Below are 17,634 nucleotides of genomic sequence, written 5' to 3'. Positions count from 1 at the left end.
TAAAGTGAAGTCTATAAAGTAATCATCTTTATTTAAGCCAATACATAATCAATGATAAAGTTCTTTAGAAAGATCAGGTGTAAGACCCTTGCTGAAAGTAAGTTTGGTAAATACCTTCTTTATGCCAGTGCCGAAATAGATAAGATAAGCACATGAAATAAGATCAGTGAGTTAACCAAACAGAGACCACCGGGATCGGCTTTATAGACGGGCTACTGTTCTCTTTAATAACAATTACAAATTGGAGGATACAAAGGAAGATTTAAAAAGGGTAGTCGGGGTATTTGGGCTGAGTAGCAATATCGTAAACGTCATTGTAGGCGCGGGAATATTCGCCTTGCCCGCTATAGTCGCGGCCGGGTTGGGCTCATCCAGTATCTACGCCTATTTGCTTTGCGGTGTACTTGTTGTTCTGGTGATGCTCTGTTTTGCTGAAGCAGGAAGCAGGATAACAGCTTCCGGTGGAGCTTATATATACATTAAAACCGCCTTCGGGCCTTATTTTGGTTTTCTAACGGCCATACTTTTTATTTTTGCCGCTATTGCCGCAGATGCAGCTGTTGCCAATGCCGTGGTGGAAGTTTTTGGCTCTGTATTTCCCGTATTTAAATTACCTTACGTGCGAATTTGTATAATTCTTCTATTCTTTGCCGGCTTTGGTTATATCAATGTCATAGGGGTGAAGAACGGGATGCGGATGGTGAAGTTCGTTACAGTTGTAAAACTGATGCCTTTACTTTTGATAGTGATCTTTTCCTGGGGCGATGTGGCTCTGGACAACCTGGCTATTAGGAATACTCCCGCAATTACCGAAATAGCTGAAATTTCCCTCATCCTGTTCTTCGCTTTTCAGGGAGCGGAAACCAGTTTATCTATCAGCGGGGAGGTAAAGGATCCCAAAAAGAATATCCCCAGGGCAATTTTTATAAGCATCCTCGCCGTCATCACGCTTTATATTCTTATACAGACCGTCTCGCAGGGAGTGCTTGGAACATCCCTGGCAGGTTTTACGGAAAACCCTTTAGGTGCGGTTGCCAGCAAAGTCTTTGGTCCCGTTGGTTTTACCATTATGACCATTGGTGCCGCGGTTTCCATGATGGGTTATTTAAGCAGTTCCATATTGAGCATGCCCCGGATATTATTCCGGGCTTCAAAGGACAATGTTTTGCCAGTAAAACTGCTGACTAAGATCCATCCCAGATATCAAACACCTTACATTTCTATAATCACTTATGCCGGGACAGGTTTCTTATTTGCTTCCCTGGGAGGTTTCAGAACACTGGCTGTTATTGCCACGGCCACGGTGTTGCTTATCTATTTAGGGGTTTCTTTATCTGTAATAAAATTAAAAAGGGGAAGGCCGCTTTTAAAGTCCGAATTCAGGATCCCAGGCGGCAATCTGGTACCTATCTTGTCCAGTTTGACCATTGTTTATTTGTTGCTGAACCTAGCCCAAAAGGAGTTTATAGTTATCATAAGTTTTATTGCCGTTCTAAGCATCCTGTACCTTTTTAAAAAGAAGAAGTTGGGCAAAGAATAAGCGCTCTTTAATTGAAACCTCTTTAAGATGTTTTTAGCGGTAAGAGTTAAGCTTTTATATCTAATTAAAACCTTGTGATCTACCTCAGATGTGTTTTATGGTGGACCTAATAAGATTATTTAGTAAATTTATAAATACTAAATATCTGATTATGAGAATATTGAAATTAATTCTAGTACTGTCGCTTTTCATTTTTTCTTCCTGTAATGACGGAAAGAAAGATGCTGAAGACACAAAAATGAACGAGCAGGCCAAAGCCGCTGAAAAGGCTGAAAACATGCGCCAATCCATGCTCAATACGAACAAGGATCTTTTTAAAGCCTGGAACGATAAGGATAAGAAACTTATGTCCTCGCACCTGGTAGAAGATTTTGAGCGTTATGCCAACGGAAAAAAGGAATTTACGGGCAGGGACCAGTACCTGGCGATGATGGATTCATTGAATACTGCTTTTCCAGGATTTGAAATTATCGATAAAGGTAATACCAGGGCTTTTGGGAATAAGACCTATGGTGCTTTTGTCTTTTCGGGAACCAACGAGGGAAATTTTATGGGCAATCCGCCTACCGGAAAGAAAGCTGATGTAGAGGGTTATGCCATCTGGACCTTTAACGATGAAGGTAAGGCCGTAAGCGAAGAGGTGTATTTTGACCGACTGGACTGGATCACTCAGCTGGGCTACGAGACTTCCCCACCTAAAAAATAGGATCAACCAATTAAAATAAATTAAGCCCGGACCTCCGGGCTTTTTTATTGTTAAAATTTTCTAATAAATATTTTATACAGGGACGTTAGTTTTGCTTTAAAAGAGTAAATTGGGCTTTTTTTTTGCCTTATCCTTGTGATTTTAAATTAAAACAAGCGGGAAAGAGATGGGGTAACTAACTATAAATAATTGTAAGCAATTCTTTTCTATCAAACATTATAAAAATCAAAACCTCATAATTAATGAAAAAAATTCCTTTTATTATATTCCTATTTTTGTCACTAGCTTGTTCTAAAGATGATGAAACAATTGTAGAATCTGATGTAATTAAAATAACATCCACACCGCCTGATTTTGTTCGAATTGGTGAAATTGTTACTTTCTCAGGCAATAATTTGGATAGAATAACAGCTTTCAAAGTAGAAAATAAGTTCGGTAAAATTATAGAAGCAAACGAAAGGGAAATTAAAGTCTCAATCCCAACTGTTTATAAAACCTCCTTTTCTTTAAAAGCATATGATGGCTTCACCGCGGTTGAAAGTATTCCATTAAAACTGTTGGGCACTTACCCTCAAGAAAATCATTTCACTTATGATATTTATAAAATTCAGCTAATTGATGAAACACAAGCTTTTTGTATTACTAACAACAATATTTACAAATCTATAAATGGAGGAAAAAACTGGACCTTACAGTTTTCAACAAATTTAAATATTACATCAATTTATTTTGTGAATAAGGATGTTGGATGGTTCGGTACCATGGAAGGCAAGCTTTTTAAAACAGTCAATGGCGGGAATACGTTTACAGAAATTTTTCAATCCATTGTAAATTACCAGGCTAGACCAATAATGGATATAAAATTCAATAATTTAAATGATGGATACATTTTAAATTCAAAAGGTGATATATATAAAACCGAAAACGGGATTGATTTTCAACAAATATATGATTACCCTCATGAGGAATACGGTGATGCCATCGAGTTTCGGAACATTGCTATTAAAGATGATTTTTTAATAGCAAATTCTGAATATGCATTAATCGTTAAAAAACCGGGTTCTCCAAATTTTGAAATTATTGATTTTGAAAAATCAGTTTGGGATATTCAAATTGTTAATTCCAATCGAATATACCTTAGTACATATTGGGATGATTCACTACGCCTTTTGAAAAGTAACGATTATGGAAATAACTGGGAAGTGACCAGTAATACAAGAATTCAGGAATTTCATTTTATTGATGAAAATACGGGAATCGGCTTTGCACCAAATGAAGGTAATGATTATCATATTGTTTATGAAACCAATGATGGTGGAAAAAACTGGAACCACCAATTCAAATTTAATGACTTCGAATTTGGAACAGCAATTGATTTTTACGGAAATTCTGGAATGATAAGTGGGATGAGAGGGAAACTATGGCATCATATTTTACCATAATTGAATACCAAAATCATCAAATGCAACTTTATATAAAACGATTCATCGCCAATAGACGTCAGCCTAAGAAAGAAAATAATTAACTTGACCAACAAACCATTACTAAGCCGACTCCCGAAGCATCAGGACAGCGTTCCTTACTCCGCCAACTATTTATAAACGAGGACGTTATGTGTAAGTGCTAAAATGATGATATGAGAACTTTAAATTTTTTGATTTTGTTTATTTCGATTTATTCATATGGTCAAGTAGACTATGAAGAAATTGAGAGTGAGTTGTGGACTAAATTAAATAACAAAGAGATAACAACTAAGGAATGGTATATCGCAAAAATGAAAGATGCGGGATCCCTTAATAATAACTTTAGTGCATGGTTTAGAAATATAGACTCTCTTACTAAGAATTCCAATCATCAAATCAAATTATATTTTGAAAATGATTATCAGATTGAAAAAAAGAACGGAAATCGATATGCCAGAATGATTTTAGAAAATAATAGAAATAAGGAAATTCCAATTGATAGAATAGATTCCACAATTGACAATTTGCAAGAATATTTTTTTATTACCGGCAATTGGATTCCAGGTAGAAAAAATAGCAAATCTTCGTGTGGAAATAGCTATTATACTCAACCTCTAGCCCCACATAACAAATTAATATTTGATTTAGAAAATAGTGAGTTAAACCTAGGAGAAAATAAAATTCCATATAAAGTTACAATAGAGATAAATGGAGAAATAGTCGAATCAAATATTATAAATGTGAACTTATATGATTCTCAATTACAAAGATTAATTCAAACGCATTAGCACCTACACATAACAGCGGTTCACCACCAATAAGCGGCAGCCTTAGAAAGAAAATAATTAACTTGACCTACAAACCATTACTAAACCGACTCCCGAAGCATCGGGACCGCATACCTTACTCCGCCAACTGACGATAAACGAGACCGTTGGCTCTAATATCTAATAAGAAAGTTTTACTTTATTCTTTTTATAAAGAAGGTAGAATCTATATAAAACAGACAAGGGATGGGTTTAAAAGATAAACAGACAAATAAAGCAGGATTTAGTCTTAATCAATTGATATCACTGATGCTATTCTCACTCTTACTATATGGATGCTTTCGCCAGGATTATACTTATGATTTTAATGAAAAATGGACTCTTATAGAGGTAGAGGAGGGAAACAATAAATTAAATGATGATTTCAAAAAAAGTTCATTCTTACAACATTCAGTATATCCTGCCATACGATTTAGAGCAAACGACTCTACCGTATTATGGCCAGGATTCAAAAAAGAAAAAAATATATTTAAATTTTCAATTGATAGATCCTTTTCAAAGATTTCATTTCGCAAAATTGACTCACTCAGATATGAAGAAAGTGATAGATATATGAACTTAATTTGTCAAACTTATAATATTGATAAAGATGACGTTTTAGGTAGACTAAGTTTATCAGGGAAAAATAATGATATTAATATTCGATTAGTTCCCACAGATAGATTTATAAGACAAGGTAAAGCAAGTAAGTTAGATTAATAAATGTAGAGTACGTTGTCGAACAACGTTTCACCACCATTAGCCGATAGCCTTAGATAGAAAATAATTAACTTTACCCACAAACCAATATTAAGCCGACTCTTGAAGCATCTGGGCCGTTTCACTTGATCTTCCGAGACTCTTGGTAGCAATCTAAAAACCACAGAAAATGAAAGTAACACTAATTAGCATTCCGGTTCGAGACCAGGAAGAAGCCCTGAAATTTTATACTGAGAAATTGGGCTTTCTAAAAAAGAAGGACGAACCTTTAGGTGGTGGCAATAGATGGTTAACCCTGGTTTCAAAAGATTGGCCAGATGGACCAGAACTATTATTGGAACCAGCGCCTAATCATTTTGAGCCTTCAAAAGTATATCAAAACGCCTTAAAAGAAGCAGGGATTCCCTGGACCCAATTTGACGTGGACAATGTGGATTCTGAATATGAACGGCTGAAAGATCTTGGTGTCGAATTTAGTGTTAAGCCAACTGAAGCAGGAACTGTAAAATATGCCATTCTCAATGACACTTGTGGAAATTATATTCAGCTAGTACAGTATTTATAAGAAAATGCTACTACCAGCAATTCTTTATCGCAAAGAATTGGAAACCATAGAAAAAAGAAAATTTTAGAAACTGCGAATTACTGAATTTTAAAAAGGCTGGTCTCAATGATACCTTTATGAGGATCGTCTGAATGAATTTTTAGTAATGTTCTTTTCTCCAAAGCTTGAAAATCGAAGGGTGGTGCAGAAATATCCAGACCACTTTGTTTTTTTAGTCTTGTTCCCTGTCCTGAAATAATATCCTTGTTAGGGACAAAATCCCCTTCGGGCAAATGCTCGGTTAAAATCAGGTATTTAAAATCGGTAAGCTTTTTCAATATAGACTGTATCTCGGCATTCGATAAGTGTTGCAATACCTGCCTTAGAATAACCACTTCTGCAGTGGGTAAGGGATCTTTGGCAATATCCAGGCAATGAAATTCCAGGTTTTCCTGCTGGAATTTTTCAGTATTATGTACTATAAGCGGCTCTACAATATCTACCGCAATATAGTTGCTGGTATATTTTATCAGTTCTTTCCCAACATTAAAATCACCACAACCAAGATCGCATACACTAACCGGATCTTCAAAAGAATTTAAAAAGTTGGTTACCAACTCGATATAAGGCTCTATGATATCCGGATGATGAGATCCGGTACCGGAATAAAATTCGGAACTCTTTCCGCCCCAGAGGTTCATTTCGTAAACCTGCTCCATAGCGGCCTTCGTGGCCCAGGGTTTCTTAGATCTCTTGCCTCCTTTCTTATTCATTTTTAATGCCCGGTTAGAATCAACTGTGAATATCAATTTACAGCGTTACAAATATAAGCAGGCTGCTGAAACATGGAGTCATTGAACGAGGTTCCGAAAGTTTTTCAGATAAAATAATTAACTTCAACTTCGAAACCAATTGTTCCTGAATTCAGATATTTATAAAACTACCTATGAAATTCCTAAATCTTATTCTTTTCAGTTTAGTACTGATTTTCTCTTCATGTAAAAAAGAAAATAGAATTGAAGATTCCTCTTCAGATATCCTGGAGATAGAAAACGGACTTCAGCCTCCTTACCAGGTAAAAGGAGACTCCCTGATAAAATTCAATTTAGCAGAACGAATGGAGCACTATAATGTTCCAGGCGTCAGCGTTGCCGTTGTGGATAATGGCAAAATAAAGTGGGCTAAAGGATACGGAACTGCAAATACCACTAAGGGTACGAAAGTAGATACCAATACTATTTTCCAGGCGGCTTCTATAAGTAAGCCACTGTCTGCTCTTGCTGTCTTAAAACTGGTTGAGAATGGCAAGTTAGATCTGGATAAAGATGTAAATAATTACCTGAAAGACTGGAAAGTTCCTGAAAACGAGTTTACCAAAAACGAAAAAGTTACTTTAAGAAGACTATTGACTCACACGGCAGGAATGACCGTACATGGTTTCCCGGGTTATAAGCAAACCGACACCTTCCCTTCTGTAAATCAGGTTTTAGATGCAAAGGGGAATACTCCCAGGATCTATGTAGATACGATACCGGGTAGTATCTGGAGATATTCCGGTGGAGGTTATACGGTGATGCAAAAAATAGTGGAGGATGTTAGCGGTCTTAGCTTTGAAGAATATATGGATAAAAATATTCTGCCGGCCATTGGAATGAATAACAGCACCTTCCAGCAACCTCTTCCTGCAGAATATCAAAAGAATGCCAGTGCTGCTTATGACCAGGAAGGAAAGATGATTGATGGTATGTGGCATAATTATCCCGAAAAGGCAGCCGCGGGATTATGGACCACACCCAGGGACCTGGTTTCTTATTGCATCGAGGTTCAGGAGATCTTGGCGGGTAAAGAGAATGGAGTCCTTTCTCAGCAAAGCGTCGATAAAATGCTTACCAAACACAAAGATGACTGGGGTCTTGGACCGGCGCTCCAATGGGAAGGAGATTCCCTGGTTTTCAGGCATGGCGGTAAAAATGCAGGGTATACTAATAACCTAATTTCCTATGCAAATCAAGGAAAGGCAGTTGTTGTAATGACCAATGCAGACAATGGAGGTAAATTGATGGGGGAGATAATTAGATCTGTTTCAAGTTATTATAACTGGGGGTTGAATGACCCGGAAATCGTTGAGGTCATTGAAATGGACGAAGAGGAATTGAATAAGTTCGCAGGAAAGTATTTGCTGGATTTTGAGGTGCCAGACATAGAAAATTATGTAATTGATATCGAAGTTAAGGATAACAGACTTTATGTGAACGATTCTAATAATGGAGATACGAATGTTTTAAGTCCTATTGAAAAATCGAAATTTGTAGATCTGGAAAGCGGTGATGAAGTGGTATTTAATGTTACCGGTAATGAGGTGGAAATTACCTGGAATGGTAGATTTCAATTTCAGAAGATCCAGTAAAAAATATTTTTAAAGAATTTTATGAGGTTTTCTTCCTGTACTTAGCTTGTTTTAAACGAGACCGTTAGAAGTGAATTTTAGTACCTGTTGGCCATTAATAATTCCGGGAAATAATCAGTAAGAAAACCAGTTTAGACTAGTACACGGCTCTATTTCAAAAGTTAACAATGCCGCGATATTTGGCTGAAACCTTGTAAAATAATATCTTCCCCAGGTTTTTAAATATCATCTAATGTACAAGAAGTTTTACCTGCCTGTTCTTGTGGCAGTTACCCTGTTTTTGTCTTCCTGCCAGAAAGAAGACGTAGATCCCCAAAATGATTATTCCATTAAATCTGACTCAGATTTTGAGCTTATCGAGCAATATCCCAACGGCTGGATAAAAAAGGCCGAAACCAATACTAACCTAAATTCTGGAAGTTGGGTCACCGAAGAATTTGAATATTTTGAAAATGGGTATATAAAGTCTGCTAAACTTTACCGTATAGATCCAAATTATCACAAGTATATGGAGGTAAGTCGCAGCGAGGACAATAAACCTTTATGGTCTAAATATTATACTCCCACGGGAGATCTGTGGTTTGAAACCGAATATGAAAACGGACTTCCTACGGTGAAAAAAGTGTATAGCGAAGAAGGTACGGCAGTACATAACTTTGAGGATGGAGAGTTGATTTCAGTTGAATTTACATCTGCAGATAATAGCAGAACAGTTACCACAACTTATGATGCTGCTGCCAATAAAAGAAATGTAATCATTACCAGCGAAGGAGAAATCGTTCTGGATGAAGAATATCCCTATCAGGAACAGGTTGGCACAGGCTTTTACACAAATACTAATGTTCCCGTGGCCAATCCGTTTAGTGAGGCTGAAACAATTTATAGGGACAAAAACTGGGGTCATTCACTCTTATCTACAGGTGACTGGGAGGCGGAAGCCGATCCGCTGGAAGATCTAATGTATCCTTACCGCTTACCAGATTTTTTTAATGAGAACGGAAGAGGTTTTGATACGAAACTAGCCGTAAGCAGCAATTTATATCAGTCTATCATTGAGCAATACCCGGTTACTGAAAACGAAATATTTCTCGCTGGTGGTTATGATCTCGATGGATTTGATGAATTCTCTCCTTTATTTATCATGAGTGATTCGCTCGCTAAGGTAAAAGCAGAAGATCCTGAATTTTTTGAACTTAAATACGGCCAGGAGCTTATTTCAAAAGTTCACTACGGAAAGACATTTTTGGTTGTGGGAGCCATTCGAAACCTGCCTACTACAGATGAGGCCGCTAGCAGAATTAAAAATATAGCTGAGAAGCGCCTGAATGAATTAAGGGGAAATACTTTTACCATGATGAAAGATAACAAGATTGACCTGGTACAGAGTGAGTTTAATAGCCTGACTGATGAAGAACTGGAAATTCTGGATAAGGTCTGGTTTGAGGTTAAGTTCTTCTCCAACCTTAGGGAGCATCGAAACGGGATGTTGATAGAATCTGAAGCAGATTATAAAGGAGCTATCAATGCCATAAATGAGGCCGATCCCGAGGTCATGGTCTTGGAATATCACCTGATGCTCAGGTATTAAAATAAGATAACCGATTAAAGCGAATTCGTAGAATCAAAAGCTGTAATCTCAATTTTGAGTTTTCTGCATTGATAATAACCGTAAAGTAGGCCTTTAAGACAAAAGAGAAATAGGATGAATAAAATAAGATTAATAGGAGTTTTTATGCTTTTAATTGGAATAGCCGGACATTTTTTCCTGGATAAAGAAATTAATGGATTCTGGATTGGCGCAGCTATGGGAGTTGGGATCGCCCTTATTGTAATTGGGAAGGTCAAAAAAGTATGGTAATTTCAATTCTGAAATTTTAAGAGCAAATCATGAAACCATTGAATAAACTGCAGTTAATTGGGGTCTTCATTTCTATTACATTTTTTATAATCGCAAACCTGTTTGAATCTGCCTTTGTTGGTGTGCCTTCTGGGATGTTAATGGCTGTAGGTGTCGCCTTATTATTTAAATGGTTGCCATTTAAAGCATCTCAATAATGACAATTAAGGCATTTACTTATGTTATTTTGATCATGGCTTTAGGAGTGTTTATATATAATCTGCTGGAGTTGGATCTTTCGAATCCAGATAAAAGTTCAATTATAGGGATTGTAGGTAATGTTTTAGTGATCATTTCTCTGGTATTAAGTATCCTTAATTTGAAAAATAAAGAGAAGCGGGGTTAGGGCAGGTAGCAGGGAAAAAGACTTTACTTTAAATATGGCAGGCTTAGATGAATAAACCAAAGAAGGGATTAGATCGCATCCTTCGATAACATCTTGGTTTGCAGAATATTAAAACTAGTGATCGGGACTTAGTGGATTATATTGAATACCTTTAGGTAAATTAATTCTACGGGTAAAATGATTTACTATTGGTTGCATATTATCTTCATCTACCTGGGTGCTCGTTTTTTCTGGAAAAAGGTGGACCTGGCAGCCGATCTTAGCCGTAGCAGGCTGGTTAATTTGTGGGATTGCGATGTGAGGTTCATGGCGAATTCAAAATATTTCTATTACATGGATTTTATAAGATTGGAATTATTATTTCGATCTAAACTCTACGATAATACTATTAAAAAAGGCATGTTCCCTGTGCTGGGATCCCAGAAGATCATTTATAAAAACCCCCTAAAATGCTGGTCTAAATTTACCATTACCCTGGTGCTTGATGGCTGGGATGATAAATGGGTATACCATAAGCAGATCTTTAGATGCAAAGGTGAGATTTACGCAATTGGAATTACCAAGGTCACTTTCTGGAAAAATAAAAAGGCACAGGATATACGAAAGATCATTGCAGACAGTGGAATGGAAAAAGCTGAAATGCCTCCCTCTCCAGAGATCATGGAAATGTTCAATGATGATCATGAAATTTTAATGCGTAATTGATCTTAATTTGCTTTTTCAGTAGTAAAAAATTGATTTTTATCTCGATCTGGAGGGAAATTCCTTAAAAAAAATTATTTTCATGAGCTGAAAGATCCTGGCAGTATCCCTACCTCTGCATTTGTTTTTAAAGAAGACCGTTAGCCTGTTCCAAATAACCGCGCGATTCTATCATCAGGGTTCAAAATATATTTTATGAAAAAAGCACTCCTTTTGATTTGCATTTTGCTACTATTTTTTAGTTGTAAGAATGATGATCTGCCTTTAGAAAAGAACATTAATCAAGCCTGCCTGGAGTCTTCAATTCCCTGCCCTGAAATAATTGGTGAAAAGAATGAAGGCTGCGTCGCCAATATCATTTTCGTTGCGGAAGGTTTTACAGAATCTGAAATTCCTGAATTTAAAATCTTATCTGATACTGCTAAAAGCGCCATCCTGGAAATGGAACCTTTTAAATCTTCAGCAAACAATTTGAACTTTTACCGGGTAGACTCTCCGTCTGAAACATCTGGGATAAGATCTATAGAGTATACAAGCCCATGTAGTGGTACTACGGGCATTAATACAATCTCAGATACTCCATGGGAAGTTTTTAGTAATAAGGTAGGTCTTAAGCGGCTTTTGGGGATGGAATCAGAGAAAAGAGACAGCCTGGAGGTTCTTTTTGGGGATTATGCTACGGGAGATTACGTTTACACGATTATAATTGCGAATACAAAGGTGTATTCTGGTGGATCTGAATTTCCAGGCGTATCCGAATATAATTCTATAAAAGATACTAAAGTGTCTAATATGATAGTTTCAAAACATGATAGCGGACCGATTTTTAAATATTTGATAAGGCATGAATTCGGGCATTCCTTTGGAAATTTAGATGATGAATATGTAGACCAGTTATCAAAATGTGCGATGGAGCAGCAACAGGGCTTTTTCCTGGAAGAACCAAAGTTGAATGTACTTACCTATAATCCAGGTTCCTGGTATGAGGGAGCGAGATATGTGCCTACAGGTTACTGGCGGGAATGGGAAAATTCGATCATGCGAACAGATTATAACGCTATTGAGTTTTCCCCGGTACAGAGAAAAATTGTGGAGGATAGATTAGAAAAAGCTATAGGTTGTCCTTAAGCTGAATATAATTGAAAGAAATTAATTAACTTGGGCTACCAATAAGCCTTAAAGAGGCGGTTTCCCTACTACCGCATTTTTTTTAAGTATTGCTGTTACCGTATAATTCTTTTGAAAAACGAGGTTTAAAGCCCTGTATTTCAAACAACATAAATAATTTTCATGAGCATTAAAATTACCAGTAGGGATATCAAATTCTTTGTATTAGGGGCTGCGACCATTTTCATTTTCCTTCTCATCTACGATTGGGATCATTTTGAGAAAGGTCTCCTGGGAAAACCTCCTCACGATCACGTAAGGACCGAAAAAGTGGAGTGATCCAATCATATCCTTGATCTATTCACCTTATTCTAAACCTGCAGTAGCGCTAATGCAAAAGTTTCTTCGCTGCTTCAAAAATCATAACATGCATTATTTATTGACCTTGTTACTTTTTATTTTTTTTACCCTCACTGCCAATGCTCAGGATTATCAGTCCAAAGCCGAACTGGAAAAGGAGATTCTGGGAACCTGGAGTCGCGAAGACAGTCCGGGAGCTCTTTTAAAATTCTATAAAAACGGAAAGCTTGAGCGTTATTATAAAGGTGAGCTTTCTTCGACTAGTCTCTATGAAATTACCAAAACCTGTGATGGAGAAACATCAAAAAAGGGGGATTATTTTCTGAGGGAAATGAGGGGTGATGATTTTGTTGCCTGTGCCTATATTGAACATATTAATGCTAACGGGAACGGTTTTTTCACCATAATGTCCACCCAGCGAGGGCAAATTATAATTTATTGCAAGGAAAAAGCATAAATGCTTTCCTGAATTTATTAGGCTCATTTATCTAATCCCGGAATAGGCCAGACCGTTAATCGGGATTTAAATATATGCAGGATAGTAAGAAGCTTTCGATCAATCCTGATACCGGAATTTTTCTGAAAAAGTTTTATTACTTTTAATTTACAGAAAGAAAAATCTTACAATTTTGATCCCTGCTCAAAGTCAGATCTTTCTAGGATAAACATTGTCTCTAACTTTAAGCTCCTGGATCATCTTTAAGAATCTCCTGATATTTACCGCTGCCTTCATGCTGTTTACCGTAATTGGTACCATTAGCCATGAATATGGACATATAATCCCAGCACAAATTGCCGGCTACGATACCACCTTGCATTTTGGAAGTATGTCGACAGATCAATCAGCCCTTATTAAAGAATTGGACACGATCTACGCGCATCATACCTATGAGATCGAGAATGATCTTCCTTATGAGCAGCAGGAGAAATTTGATAAGTTGATGCAAAAGCTCTATTCAGATAGTTTCTGGATAACGATAGGTGGACCATTATCTACCATCTTAACTGGTTGTGTTGGATTGTTGATCTTAATTAATAGGAGGAAGAGCATACGAAAGTTCGGAATGAAATTTATGGATTGGCTGGCTGTTTTTCTATCCCTGTTCTGGCTTAGGGAAGTATTCAATCTTCTACATGCAGTAGGCTATACCGTTATATATGGCGGGGATAATTATTTTGGAGGGGATGAAATGTATATTTCAGAATATTATTTTCTTCATCCCGGTGTTGTGCCAATTATCCTGGCTCTCATAGGTGCCGGGGTTGGCATATTCGTAATATGTAATATCATGCCTCGAAAATTTCGAACCGAATTTATATTAAGCGGAATTATAGGAGGACCGGTAGGCTTTTACCTCTGGTTCGAAATACTGGGACCTATCCTCATTCCATAAAAACCTTCAAATCTTTACTATGAAAAAAGTTTTACTATTGGCCCTTTTGATGCCCTTGCTGATTTTTGCACAGAGCAATTCTATTGAAACCTCCGAGCTTTCCCAGGCTCAGTTGAAGGCAGACACTGCGACGATAAGCGTTTCTATTAAATACGGTGTCGAAGATGAAGATCTTCAGACGCTGTACGATTTCGAAAATGTGAATCAAACTGAATTCTTCTTCAAAGGGGAAGCTATCCAGGGAAAATATTATGTTCTAAGAATAAAGGAATTCCTAAATGGTGAATTGATAAATACCTCAATATTATTCGATGAACGCGGAACCGAATTTTTTAAGATTGACTCTTCAGAAACATCTTTCAAGATGCTTAGCAAAGTAGGTCGTGATGACATCAAATTCTGGATAAGAGGTGAAAGGTATGGAAGTAAGCAGTCCTTTTTCCCAGTGATGCATGAAAATGGGAGATACGTAGCTAAGGATTTTTTCGGCAGTAAGAAGATTTTGAAAGAAAATGCCGATGATAGCTTCCACATCATGTCTATAATAACTCCCAACAGGAACCCTGATGGCTCAGGTTCGTATTGCCGGGTAGCCCAGTCTGAAATAGATCCGGAAAATTTCGGAAAGGAATTCAATATCCCGCATTATTACCTGGTGGAGATCGAATTCATGGAATAGTCATCACTGTTCGTTCAATAGGATATTAAAAGATTGATCTCTGTGTTTTTAACATACTGAAAATCATTAAATTATAGTTAAAAAGGAACGGGAGATTCTTTTCTGAAGTATTTTTGTTTAATTAATCAAGATATAAATTAAACATTATGAAAACTTCCTTATTTTTAGTGGTGTTTCTGATGACTTTCTTCATAAAAGCTCAATCCCAAACTGTTGAGAAATTGCTGAATGTTAAACCAGATGTATATTTTGCAGACCGGGATAGTGCCTATGCCGATCCTTATTATGGTCTCAAGAAACTTATTTATGGCAACAAGAGGTTTGCCGAAAATAAAAGTATTAGTCCGAGGCAATCTGAGGCCGATCTCAAAAATAATGAATTAGGACAGAAACCTTTTGCTACTATCATTGGCTGTGCCGATTCCCGCGTTCCTAACGAGATCATTTTTGACCAGGGCGTTGGTGATCTTTTTATTACCAGAACGGCAGGACAGGTGATGGCTAAAGCTTCTTACGGCACCATAGAATATGGTACCGTGGCATTGGGCACCAAGCTTATCGTTGTGTTAGGTCATGAAAGTTGTGGTGCTGTAGATGCAGCCATGAAATTACCAGATAATCCTCCCGGGCATGTAGTAACTCTTATAAATGCCATAAAGCCCGCAGCTCTAAAGGCCAAAGCAGCCCAGCTTAATGACAAGGAAGAACTGGATCTTGCGGTAAGATCTAATGTAATTGAACAGGTAGCGCTACTGCGAAACCTTTAGCCTATTCTAAGCCGGAAATTTGAGTCTGGGGAAACACTTATCGTTGGAGCGGTTTACAACCTGCATTCAGGAAAGGTGGAGTTTATTGAAGAAACCATCACCAGCCTTCCTAAGTTCAAAGGAATTGAATAAGTTTGAACTATGACTTTGAGAAAATTTTTAAGCATATCCCTGTTCCTTCTTATTGTAACTAATGCCAGGGGGCAGGGACCAGATGAAGATCAATTGGGTGCATGGTACATGTATTTTTACAGTGCCAGTTTCAAGGATTCGAACTGGGGAGTCCAGGGAGATTTTCAATACCGTGACTGGCGAGGTCTGGGCGACCGGGAGCAACTTCTATTGCGTTCCGGTATTACTTACACTCCAGAGAATTCCGGGGTGAAATTCACTCTTGGATATGGGAATGTGACTACCGGTCAATACGGCAGGGATATAGATAACCCGGTTTCCGAAAGCAGGATCTACCAGGAGGCCTTATTTTCCAATACTGTTCTAAAAAGGTTATTACTGACTCACAGGATTCGGTATGAACAGAGATGGGTAGAAGACCAGGATTTCAGAACGCGTTATCGTTACAATCTATTTGTAAATATTCCCTTTAACAATACTAGCCTGGTCAAAAACACCTATTATTTTGCCTTTTATAATGAACTATTCATAAATGGCGAACGCAAAATAGGCAATGACAGGGAAGTACAGTATTTCGACCGGAACCGTACATATCTTGGTTTAGGTTATGCATTAAGTGATAAACTTAGGGTCCAAGTGGGGTGGATGGAACAAACCACGGTAAACTGGCAGAAAGGTCAGTTACAATTCAGCCTGCACCAAAACTTCTAACGATATTCGCTGGTGATCTCTGCCGTAATGGCTCCACCTTCAAGAGTTTCAATTACTCCCAGGGCAGCACGTTCACCTGAAAGCAATGCGGCATTCTGCGACCCATTAAGCAACTGGTCTCCGGCCAGGAAGATGCGGTTATTAAGTCTAGTCTCGGTAGGCATGATCTCATATTGTAGACTATTTAGGTCTGGCAATGCCTTTTTGATCTCGTAATGCTTCAAAAGCTCATCAACCTCTATATCGCAATATTCCTTTAATTCTTTTCTTATCCTGAACTCCAATTGTTTTGCATCGAGCTCAGTTTCTTTTACTATGGTTACTGAGATAAGATGTTGGTCTACTTCGGAATCATTGAGTGATGAATGATAGAAAATATTGTTTACCAAGGCTGAATCATCTGCAATAAGCCCAATGATCCTTCCGTCTATCCCCGCGGTTTTTGAAGTAAAATAGAAGCAGTGGCAGGATTTCCAATCCATCTGCTGATTTCTGAGGTTAGAAACCAAGGAAGAGGCTTCAGCAGCGATAATGGTAAAATGACTTTTTGCTTCCCTGCCGTCTTTAAGTATAAGTGTTGAATCTGTGACCTGCTCCACCGGAGTGTTGAAATGTATTTTTGTATTGTTGAGGTTTCCTGCCAGCTGCTGGGAGATATCGCCCATTCCTGCAGCAGGGATTACGGCTTCTCCTTCCCCAAACATTTTAAATACAAAACGAAACATTCGCGAAGAAGTTCTTAGATCTGGTTCCAGGAAAATTCCGCTAAAGAAGGGTCTGAAGAAATTAGTTATGATATCCTCAGAAAAGCCTTTTTGCTTTAAGTATTCCATGGTGGTGGTTTCCTTTTCCTGGAAAATATCCTCCGGACTTAATTTCTTGAGTTCTAGATTCAGCTTCAGGATCTTCCATTTATCTGCCAGGGTACCAATTCCTGAAAAAACGCTGGATAGCAAAAGCGAGGAATCTCTTAAGGGATCACCAATTCTGCTCTTCTTTCCTTTACTGAAGATTACTGCCCCCGGTTTAAGACTTTTAAGATTCAATTTATCGAAATCCAGGTATTGCTTTGCTTTTGGATATTGGCTCAATAAAACCTGGAAACCGCGATCCAACCTATGCCCTTTAACATGATCTGTTTTAATTCTCCCGCCAACCGCATCTGAAGCTTCGTAGATCTCGGGATGATAGCCGTGATTTTCCAGAACTTTTGCAGCCGCAAGTCCGCTAAGACCGGCACCAATTATATTGATCTTGTAATCTTTTTTATCCATAAGAAGAAAGCTTAATCAAAAATAAACTTTCTGTTTTTTTCTCAGACTATACAAAAGTTAAGAGAATTACAATAATCTA

General features: G+C 37.6%; 21 protein-coding genes. 19 read left to right on the top strand and 2 right to left on the bottom strand.

Translation table 11 applies throughout. From position 1 onward, the window contains the following. Positions 1 to 241 precede the first annotated feature (241 nt). The 6 genes from C8P64_RS03170 to C8P64_RS03145 all read left to right on the top strand — a co-directional run bounded on the left by C8P64_RS03170 (position 242) and on the right by C8P64_RS03145 (position 5,800). A complete protein-coding gene (locus tag C8P64_RS03170) occupies positions 242 to 1,540 on the top strand; it encodes an APC family permease (RefSeq protein ID WP_108170596.1) in 1,299 nt (432 codons plus the stop codon). A gap of 151 nt (positions 1,541 to 1,691) precedes the next feature. Next, entirely contained in the window at positions 1,692 to 2,246 is a 555-nt protein-coding gene (locus C8P64_RS03165; protein ID WP_170106622.1) for an ester cyclase, read from the top strand. 242 nt (positions 2,247 to 2,488) lie between these two features. Continuing rightward, entirely contained in the window at positions 2,489 to 3,688 is a 1,200-nt protein-coding gene (locus C8P64_RS03160) for a WD40/YVTN/BNR-like repeat-containing protein (protein ID WP_108170594.1), read from the top strand. 194 nt (positions 3,689 to 3,882) lie between these two features. Beyond that, positions 3,883 to 4,497, top strand: a complete 615-nt coding sequence (locus C8P64_RS03155) for a hypothetical protein (RefSeq protein ID WP_146167173.1) — start codon at positions 3,883 to 3,885, stop codon at positions 4,495 to 4,497. A 225-nt stretch (positions 4,498 to 4,722) separates the two neighbouring features. Continuing rightward, complete coding sequence (locus tag C8P64_RS03150; RefSeq protein WP_108170592.1) at positions 4,723 to 5,235, top strand: hypothetical protein; 513 nt, start codon at positions 4,723 to 4,725, stop codon at positions 5,233 to 5,235. Between the two features lie 169 nt (positions 5,236 to 5,404). After that, positions 5,405 to 5,800, top strand: coding sequence for a VOC family protein (locus C8P64_RS03145; RefSeq protein WP_108170591.1), 396 nt, complete (start codon positions 5,405 to 5,407; stop codon positions 5,798 to 5,800). A 77-nt stretch (positions 5,801 to 5,877) separates the two neighbouring features. On the opposite strand, the gene C8P64_RS03140 is transcribed toward C8P64_RS03145, so the two are convergent. Beyond that, complete coding sequence (locus C8P64_RS03140) at positions 5,878 to 6,552, bottom strand: class I SAM-dependent methyltransferase (protein WP_108170590.1); 675 nt, start codon at positions 6,550 to 6,552, stop codon at positions 5,878 to 5,880. A 173-nt stretch (positions 6,553 to 6,725) separates the two neighbouring features. Here C8P64_RS03140 and C8P64_RS03135 point away from each other — a divergent pair, with 173 nt between their 5' ends. From C8P64_RS03135 to C8P64_RS03090, 13 genes are all read left to right on the top strand, one after another. Next, entirely contained in the window at positions 6,726 to 8,186 is a 1,461-nt protein-coding gene (locus tag C8P64_RS03135) for a serine hydrolase domain-containing protein (protein ID WP_108170589.1), read from the top strand. A gap of 232 nt (positions 8,187 to 8,418) precedes the next feature. Beyond that, entirely contained in the window at positions 8,419 to 9,774 is a 1,356-nt protein-coding gene (locus C8P64_RS03130) for a hypothetical protein (protein ID WP_108170588.1), read from the top strand. A gap of 114 nt (positions 9,775 to 9,888) precedes the next feature. Continuing rightward, a complete protein-coding gene (locus tag C8P64_RS16465; RefSeq protein WP_156067610.1) occupies positions 9,889 to 10,044 on the top strand; it encodes a hypothetical protein in 156 nt (51 codons plus the stop codon). 29 nt (positions 10,045 to 10,073) lie between these two features. Continuing rightward, complete coding sequence (locus C8P64_RS16460; RefSeq protein WP_156067607.1) at positions 10,074 to 10,241, top strand: hypothetical protein; 168 nt, start codon at positions 10,074 to 10,076, stop codon at positions 10,239 to 10,241. Then, positions 10,241 to 10,429 (top strand): hypothetical protein, encoded by a 189-nt coding sequence (locus C8P64_RS03125; protein ID WP_108170587.1) that lies wholly within the window; start codon positions 10,241 to 10,243, stop codon positions 10,427 to 10,429. The genes C8P64_RS16460 and C8P64_RS03125 overlap by 1 nt, the downstream gene beginning before the upstream one ends. Positions 10,430 to 10,606: 177 nt before the next feature. Continuing rightward, positions 10,607 to 11,134 (top strand): thioesterase family protein, encoded by a 528-nt coding sequence (locus tag C8P64_RS03120; protein WP_108170586.1) that lies wholly within the window; start codon positions 10,607 to 10,609, stop codon positions 11,132 to 11,134. A gap of 192 nt (positions 11,135 to 11,326) precedes the next feature. Then, positions 11,327 to 12,259, top strand: a complete 933-nt coding sequence (locus tag C8P64_RS03115) for a M64 family metallopeptidase (RefSeq protein WP_108170585.1) — start codon at positions 11,327 to 11,329, stop codon at positions 12,257 to 12,259. Between the two features lie 162 nt (positions 12,260 to 12,421). Beyond that, complete coding sequence (locus tag C8P64_RS16455) at positions 12,422 to 12,577, top strand: hypothetical protein (RefSeq protein ID WP_156067604.1); 156 nt, start codon at positions 12,422 to 12,424, stop codon at positions 12,575 to 12,577. A gap of 88 nt (positions 12,578 to 12,665) precedes the next feature. Further along, positions 12,666 to 13,055: a hypothetical protein gene (locus C8P64_RS03110; RefSeq protein ID WP_146167172.1), complete on the top strand. Its 390-nt coding sequence runs from the start codon at positions 12,666 to 12,668 to the stop codon at positions 13,053 to 13,055. 211 nt (positions 13,056 to 13,266) lie between these two features. After that, positions 13,267 to 13,992: a hypothetical protein gene (locus tag C8P64_RS03105; RefSeq protein WP_245889649.1), complete on the top strand. Its 726-nt coding sequence runs from the start codon at positions 13,267 to 13,269 to the stop codon at positions 13,990 to 13,992. A 19-nt stretch (positions 13,993 to 14,011) separates the two neighbouring features. Further along, positions 14,012 to 14,671 carry a hypothetical protein gene (locus C8P64_RS03100; protein ID WP_108170582.1) on the top strand — a complete coding sequence of 220 codons (660 nt, stop codon included), beginning with the start codon at positions 14,012 to 14,014 and terminating at the stop codon, positions 14,669 to 14,671. Positions 14,672 to 14,817: 146 nt separating this feature from the next. After that, on the top strand, positions 14,818 to 15,438 hold the full coding sequence (locus C8P64_RS03095; protein ID WP_211307585.1) for a carbonic anhydrase: 621 nt from the start codon (positions 14,818 to 14,820) through the stop codon (positions 15,436 to 15,438). Between the two features lie 147 nt (positions 15,439 to 15,585). Beyond that, complete coding sequence (locus C8P64_RS03090) at positions 15,586 to 16,281, top strand: DUF2490 domain-containing protein (protein WP_245889648.1); 696 nt, start codon at positions 15,586 to 15,588, stop codon at positions 16,279 to 16,281. On the opposite strand, the gene C8P64_RS03085 is transcribed toward C8P64_RS03090, so the two are convergent. Further along, positions 16,278 to 17,555: an FAD-dependent oxidoreductase gene (locus C8P64_RS03085; protein WP_108170580.1), complete on the bottom strand. Its 1,278-nt coding sequence runs from the start codon at positions 17,553 to 17,555 to the stop codon at positions 16,278 to 16,280. The genes C8P64_RS03090 and C8P64_RS03085 overlap by 4 nt on opposite strands. Between the last annotated feature and the right edge of the window lie 79 nt (positions 17,556 to 17,634).

Source organism: Christiangramia gaetbulicola, assembly GCF_003054225.1.
Taxonomy (GTDB): domain Bacteria; phylum Bacteroidota; class Bacteroidia; order Flavobacteriales; family Flavobacteriaceae; genus Christiangramia; species Christiangramia gaetbulicola.
The sequence above is the reverse complement of the archived record's forward strand: the minus strand, read 5'-3'. Positions and strand labels throughout refer to the sequence as shown.

What these genes read in the sequence shown, in the direction of transcription:
- C8P64_RS03110 (WP_146167172.1), top strand. Translation starts at nt 12,666, where the DNA reads ATGCATTATTTATTGACCTTGTTACTTTTTATTTTTTTTACCCTCACT.
- C8P64_RS16455 (WP_156067604.1), top strand. Translation starts at nt 12,422, where the DNA reads ATGAGCATTAAAATTACCAGTAGGGATATCAAATTCTTTGTATTAGGG.
- C8P64_RS03165 (WP_170106622.1), top strand. Translation starts at nt 1,692, where the DNA reads ATGAGAATATTGAAATTAATTCTAGTACTGTCGCTTTTCATTTTTTCT.
- C8P64_RS16460 (WP_156067607.1), top strand. Translation starts at nt 10,074, where the DNA reads ATGAAACCATTGAATAAACTGCAGTTAATTGGGGTCTTCATTTCTATT.
- C8P64_RS03160 (WP_108170594.1), top strand. Translation starts at nt 2,489, where the DNA reads ATGAAAAAAATTCCTTTTATTATATTCCTATTTTTGTCACTAGCTTGT.
- C8P64_RS03125 (WP_108170587.1), top strand. Translation starts at nt 10,241, where the DNA reads ATGACAATTAAGGCATTTACTTATGTTATTTTGATCATGGCTTTAGGA.
- C8P64_RS16465 (WP_156067610.1), top strand. Translation starts at nt 9,889, where the DNA reads ATGAATAAAATAAGATTAATAGGAGTTTTTATGCTTTTAATTGGAATA.
- C8P64_RS03115 (WP_108170585.1), top strand. Translation starts at nt 11,327, where the DNA reads ATGAAAAAAGCACTCCTTTTGATTTGCATTTTGCTACTATTTTTTAGT.
- C8P64_RS03135 (WP_108170589.1), top strand. Translation starts at nt 6,726, where the DNA reads ATGAAATTCCTAAATCTTATTCTTTTCAGTTTAGTACTGATTTTCTCT.
- C8P64_RS03140 (WP_108170590.1), bottom strand. Translation starts at nt 6,552, where the DNA reads ATGAATAAGAAAGGAGGCAAGAGATCTAAGAAACCCTGGGCCACGAAG.
- C8P64_RS03120 (WP_108170586.1), top strand. Translation starts at nt 10,607, where the DNA reads ATGATTTACTATTGGTTGCATATTATCTTCATCTACCTGGGTGCTCGT.
- C8P64_RS03150 (WP_108170592.1), top strand. Translation starts at nt 4,723, where the DNA reads ATGGGTTTAAAAGATAAACAGACAAATAAAGCAGGATTTAGTCTTAAT.
- C8P64_RS03095 (WP_211307585.1), top strand. Translation starts at nt 14,818, where the DNA reads ATGAAAACTTCCTTATTTTTAGTGGTGTTTCTGATGACTTTCTTCATA.
- C8P64_RS03100 (WP_108170582.1), top strand. Translation starts at nt 14,012, where the DNA reads ATGAAAAAAGTTTTACTATTGGCCCTTTTGATGCCCTTGCTGATTTTT.
- C8P64_RS03145 (WP_108170591.1), top strand. Translation starts at nt 5,405, where the DNA reads ATGAAAGTAACACTAATTAGCATTCCGGTTCGAGACCAGGAAGAAGCC.
- C8P64_RS03155 (WP_146167173.1), top strand. Translation starts at nt 3,883, where the DNA reads ATGAGAACTTTAAATTTTTTGATTTTGTTTATTTCGATTTATTCATAT.
- C8P64_RS03085 (WP_108170580.1), bottom strand. Translation starts at nt 17,555, where the DNA reads ATGGATAAAAAAGATTACAAGATCAATATAATTGGTGCCGGTCTTAGC.
- C8P64_RS03130 (WP_108170588.1), top strand. Translation starts at nt 8,419, where the DNA reads ATGTACAAGAAGTTTTACCTGCCTGTTCTTGTGGCAGTTACCCTGTTT.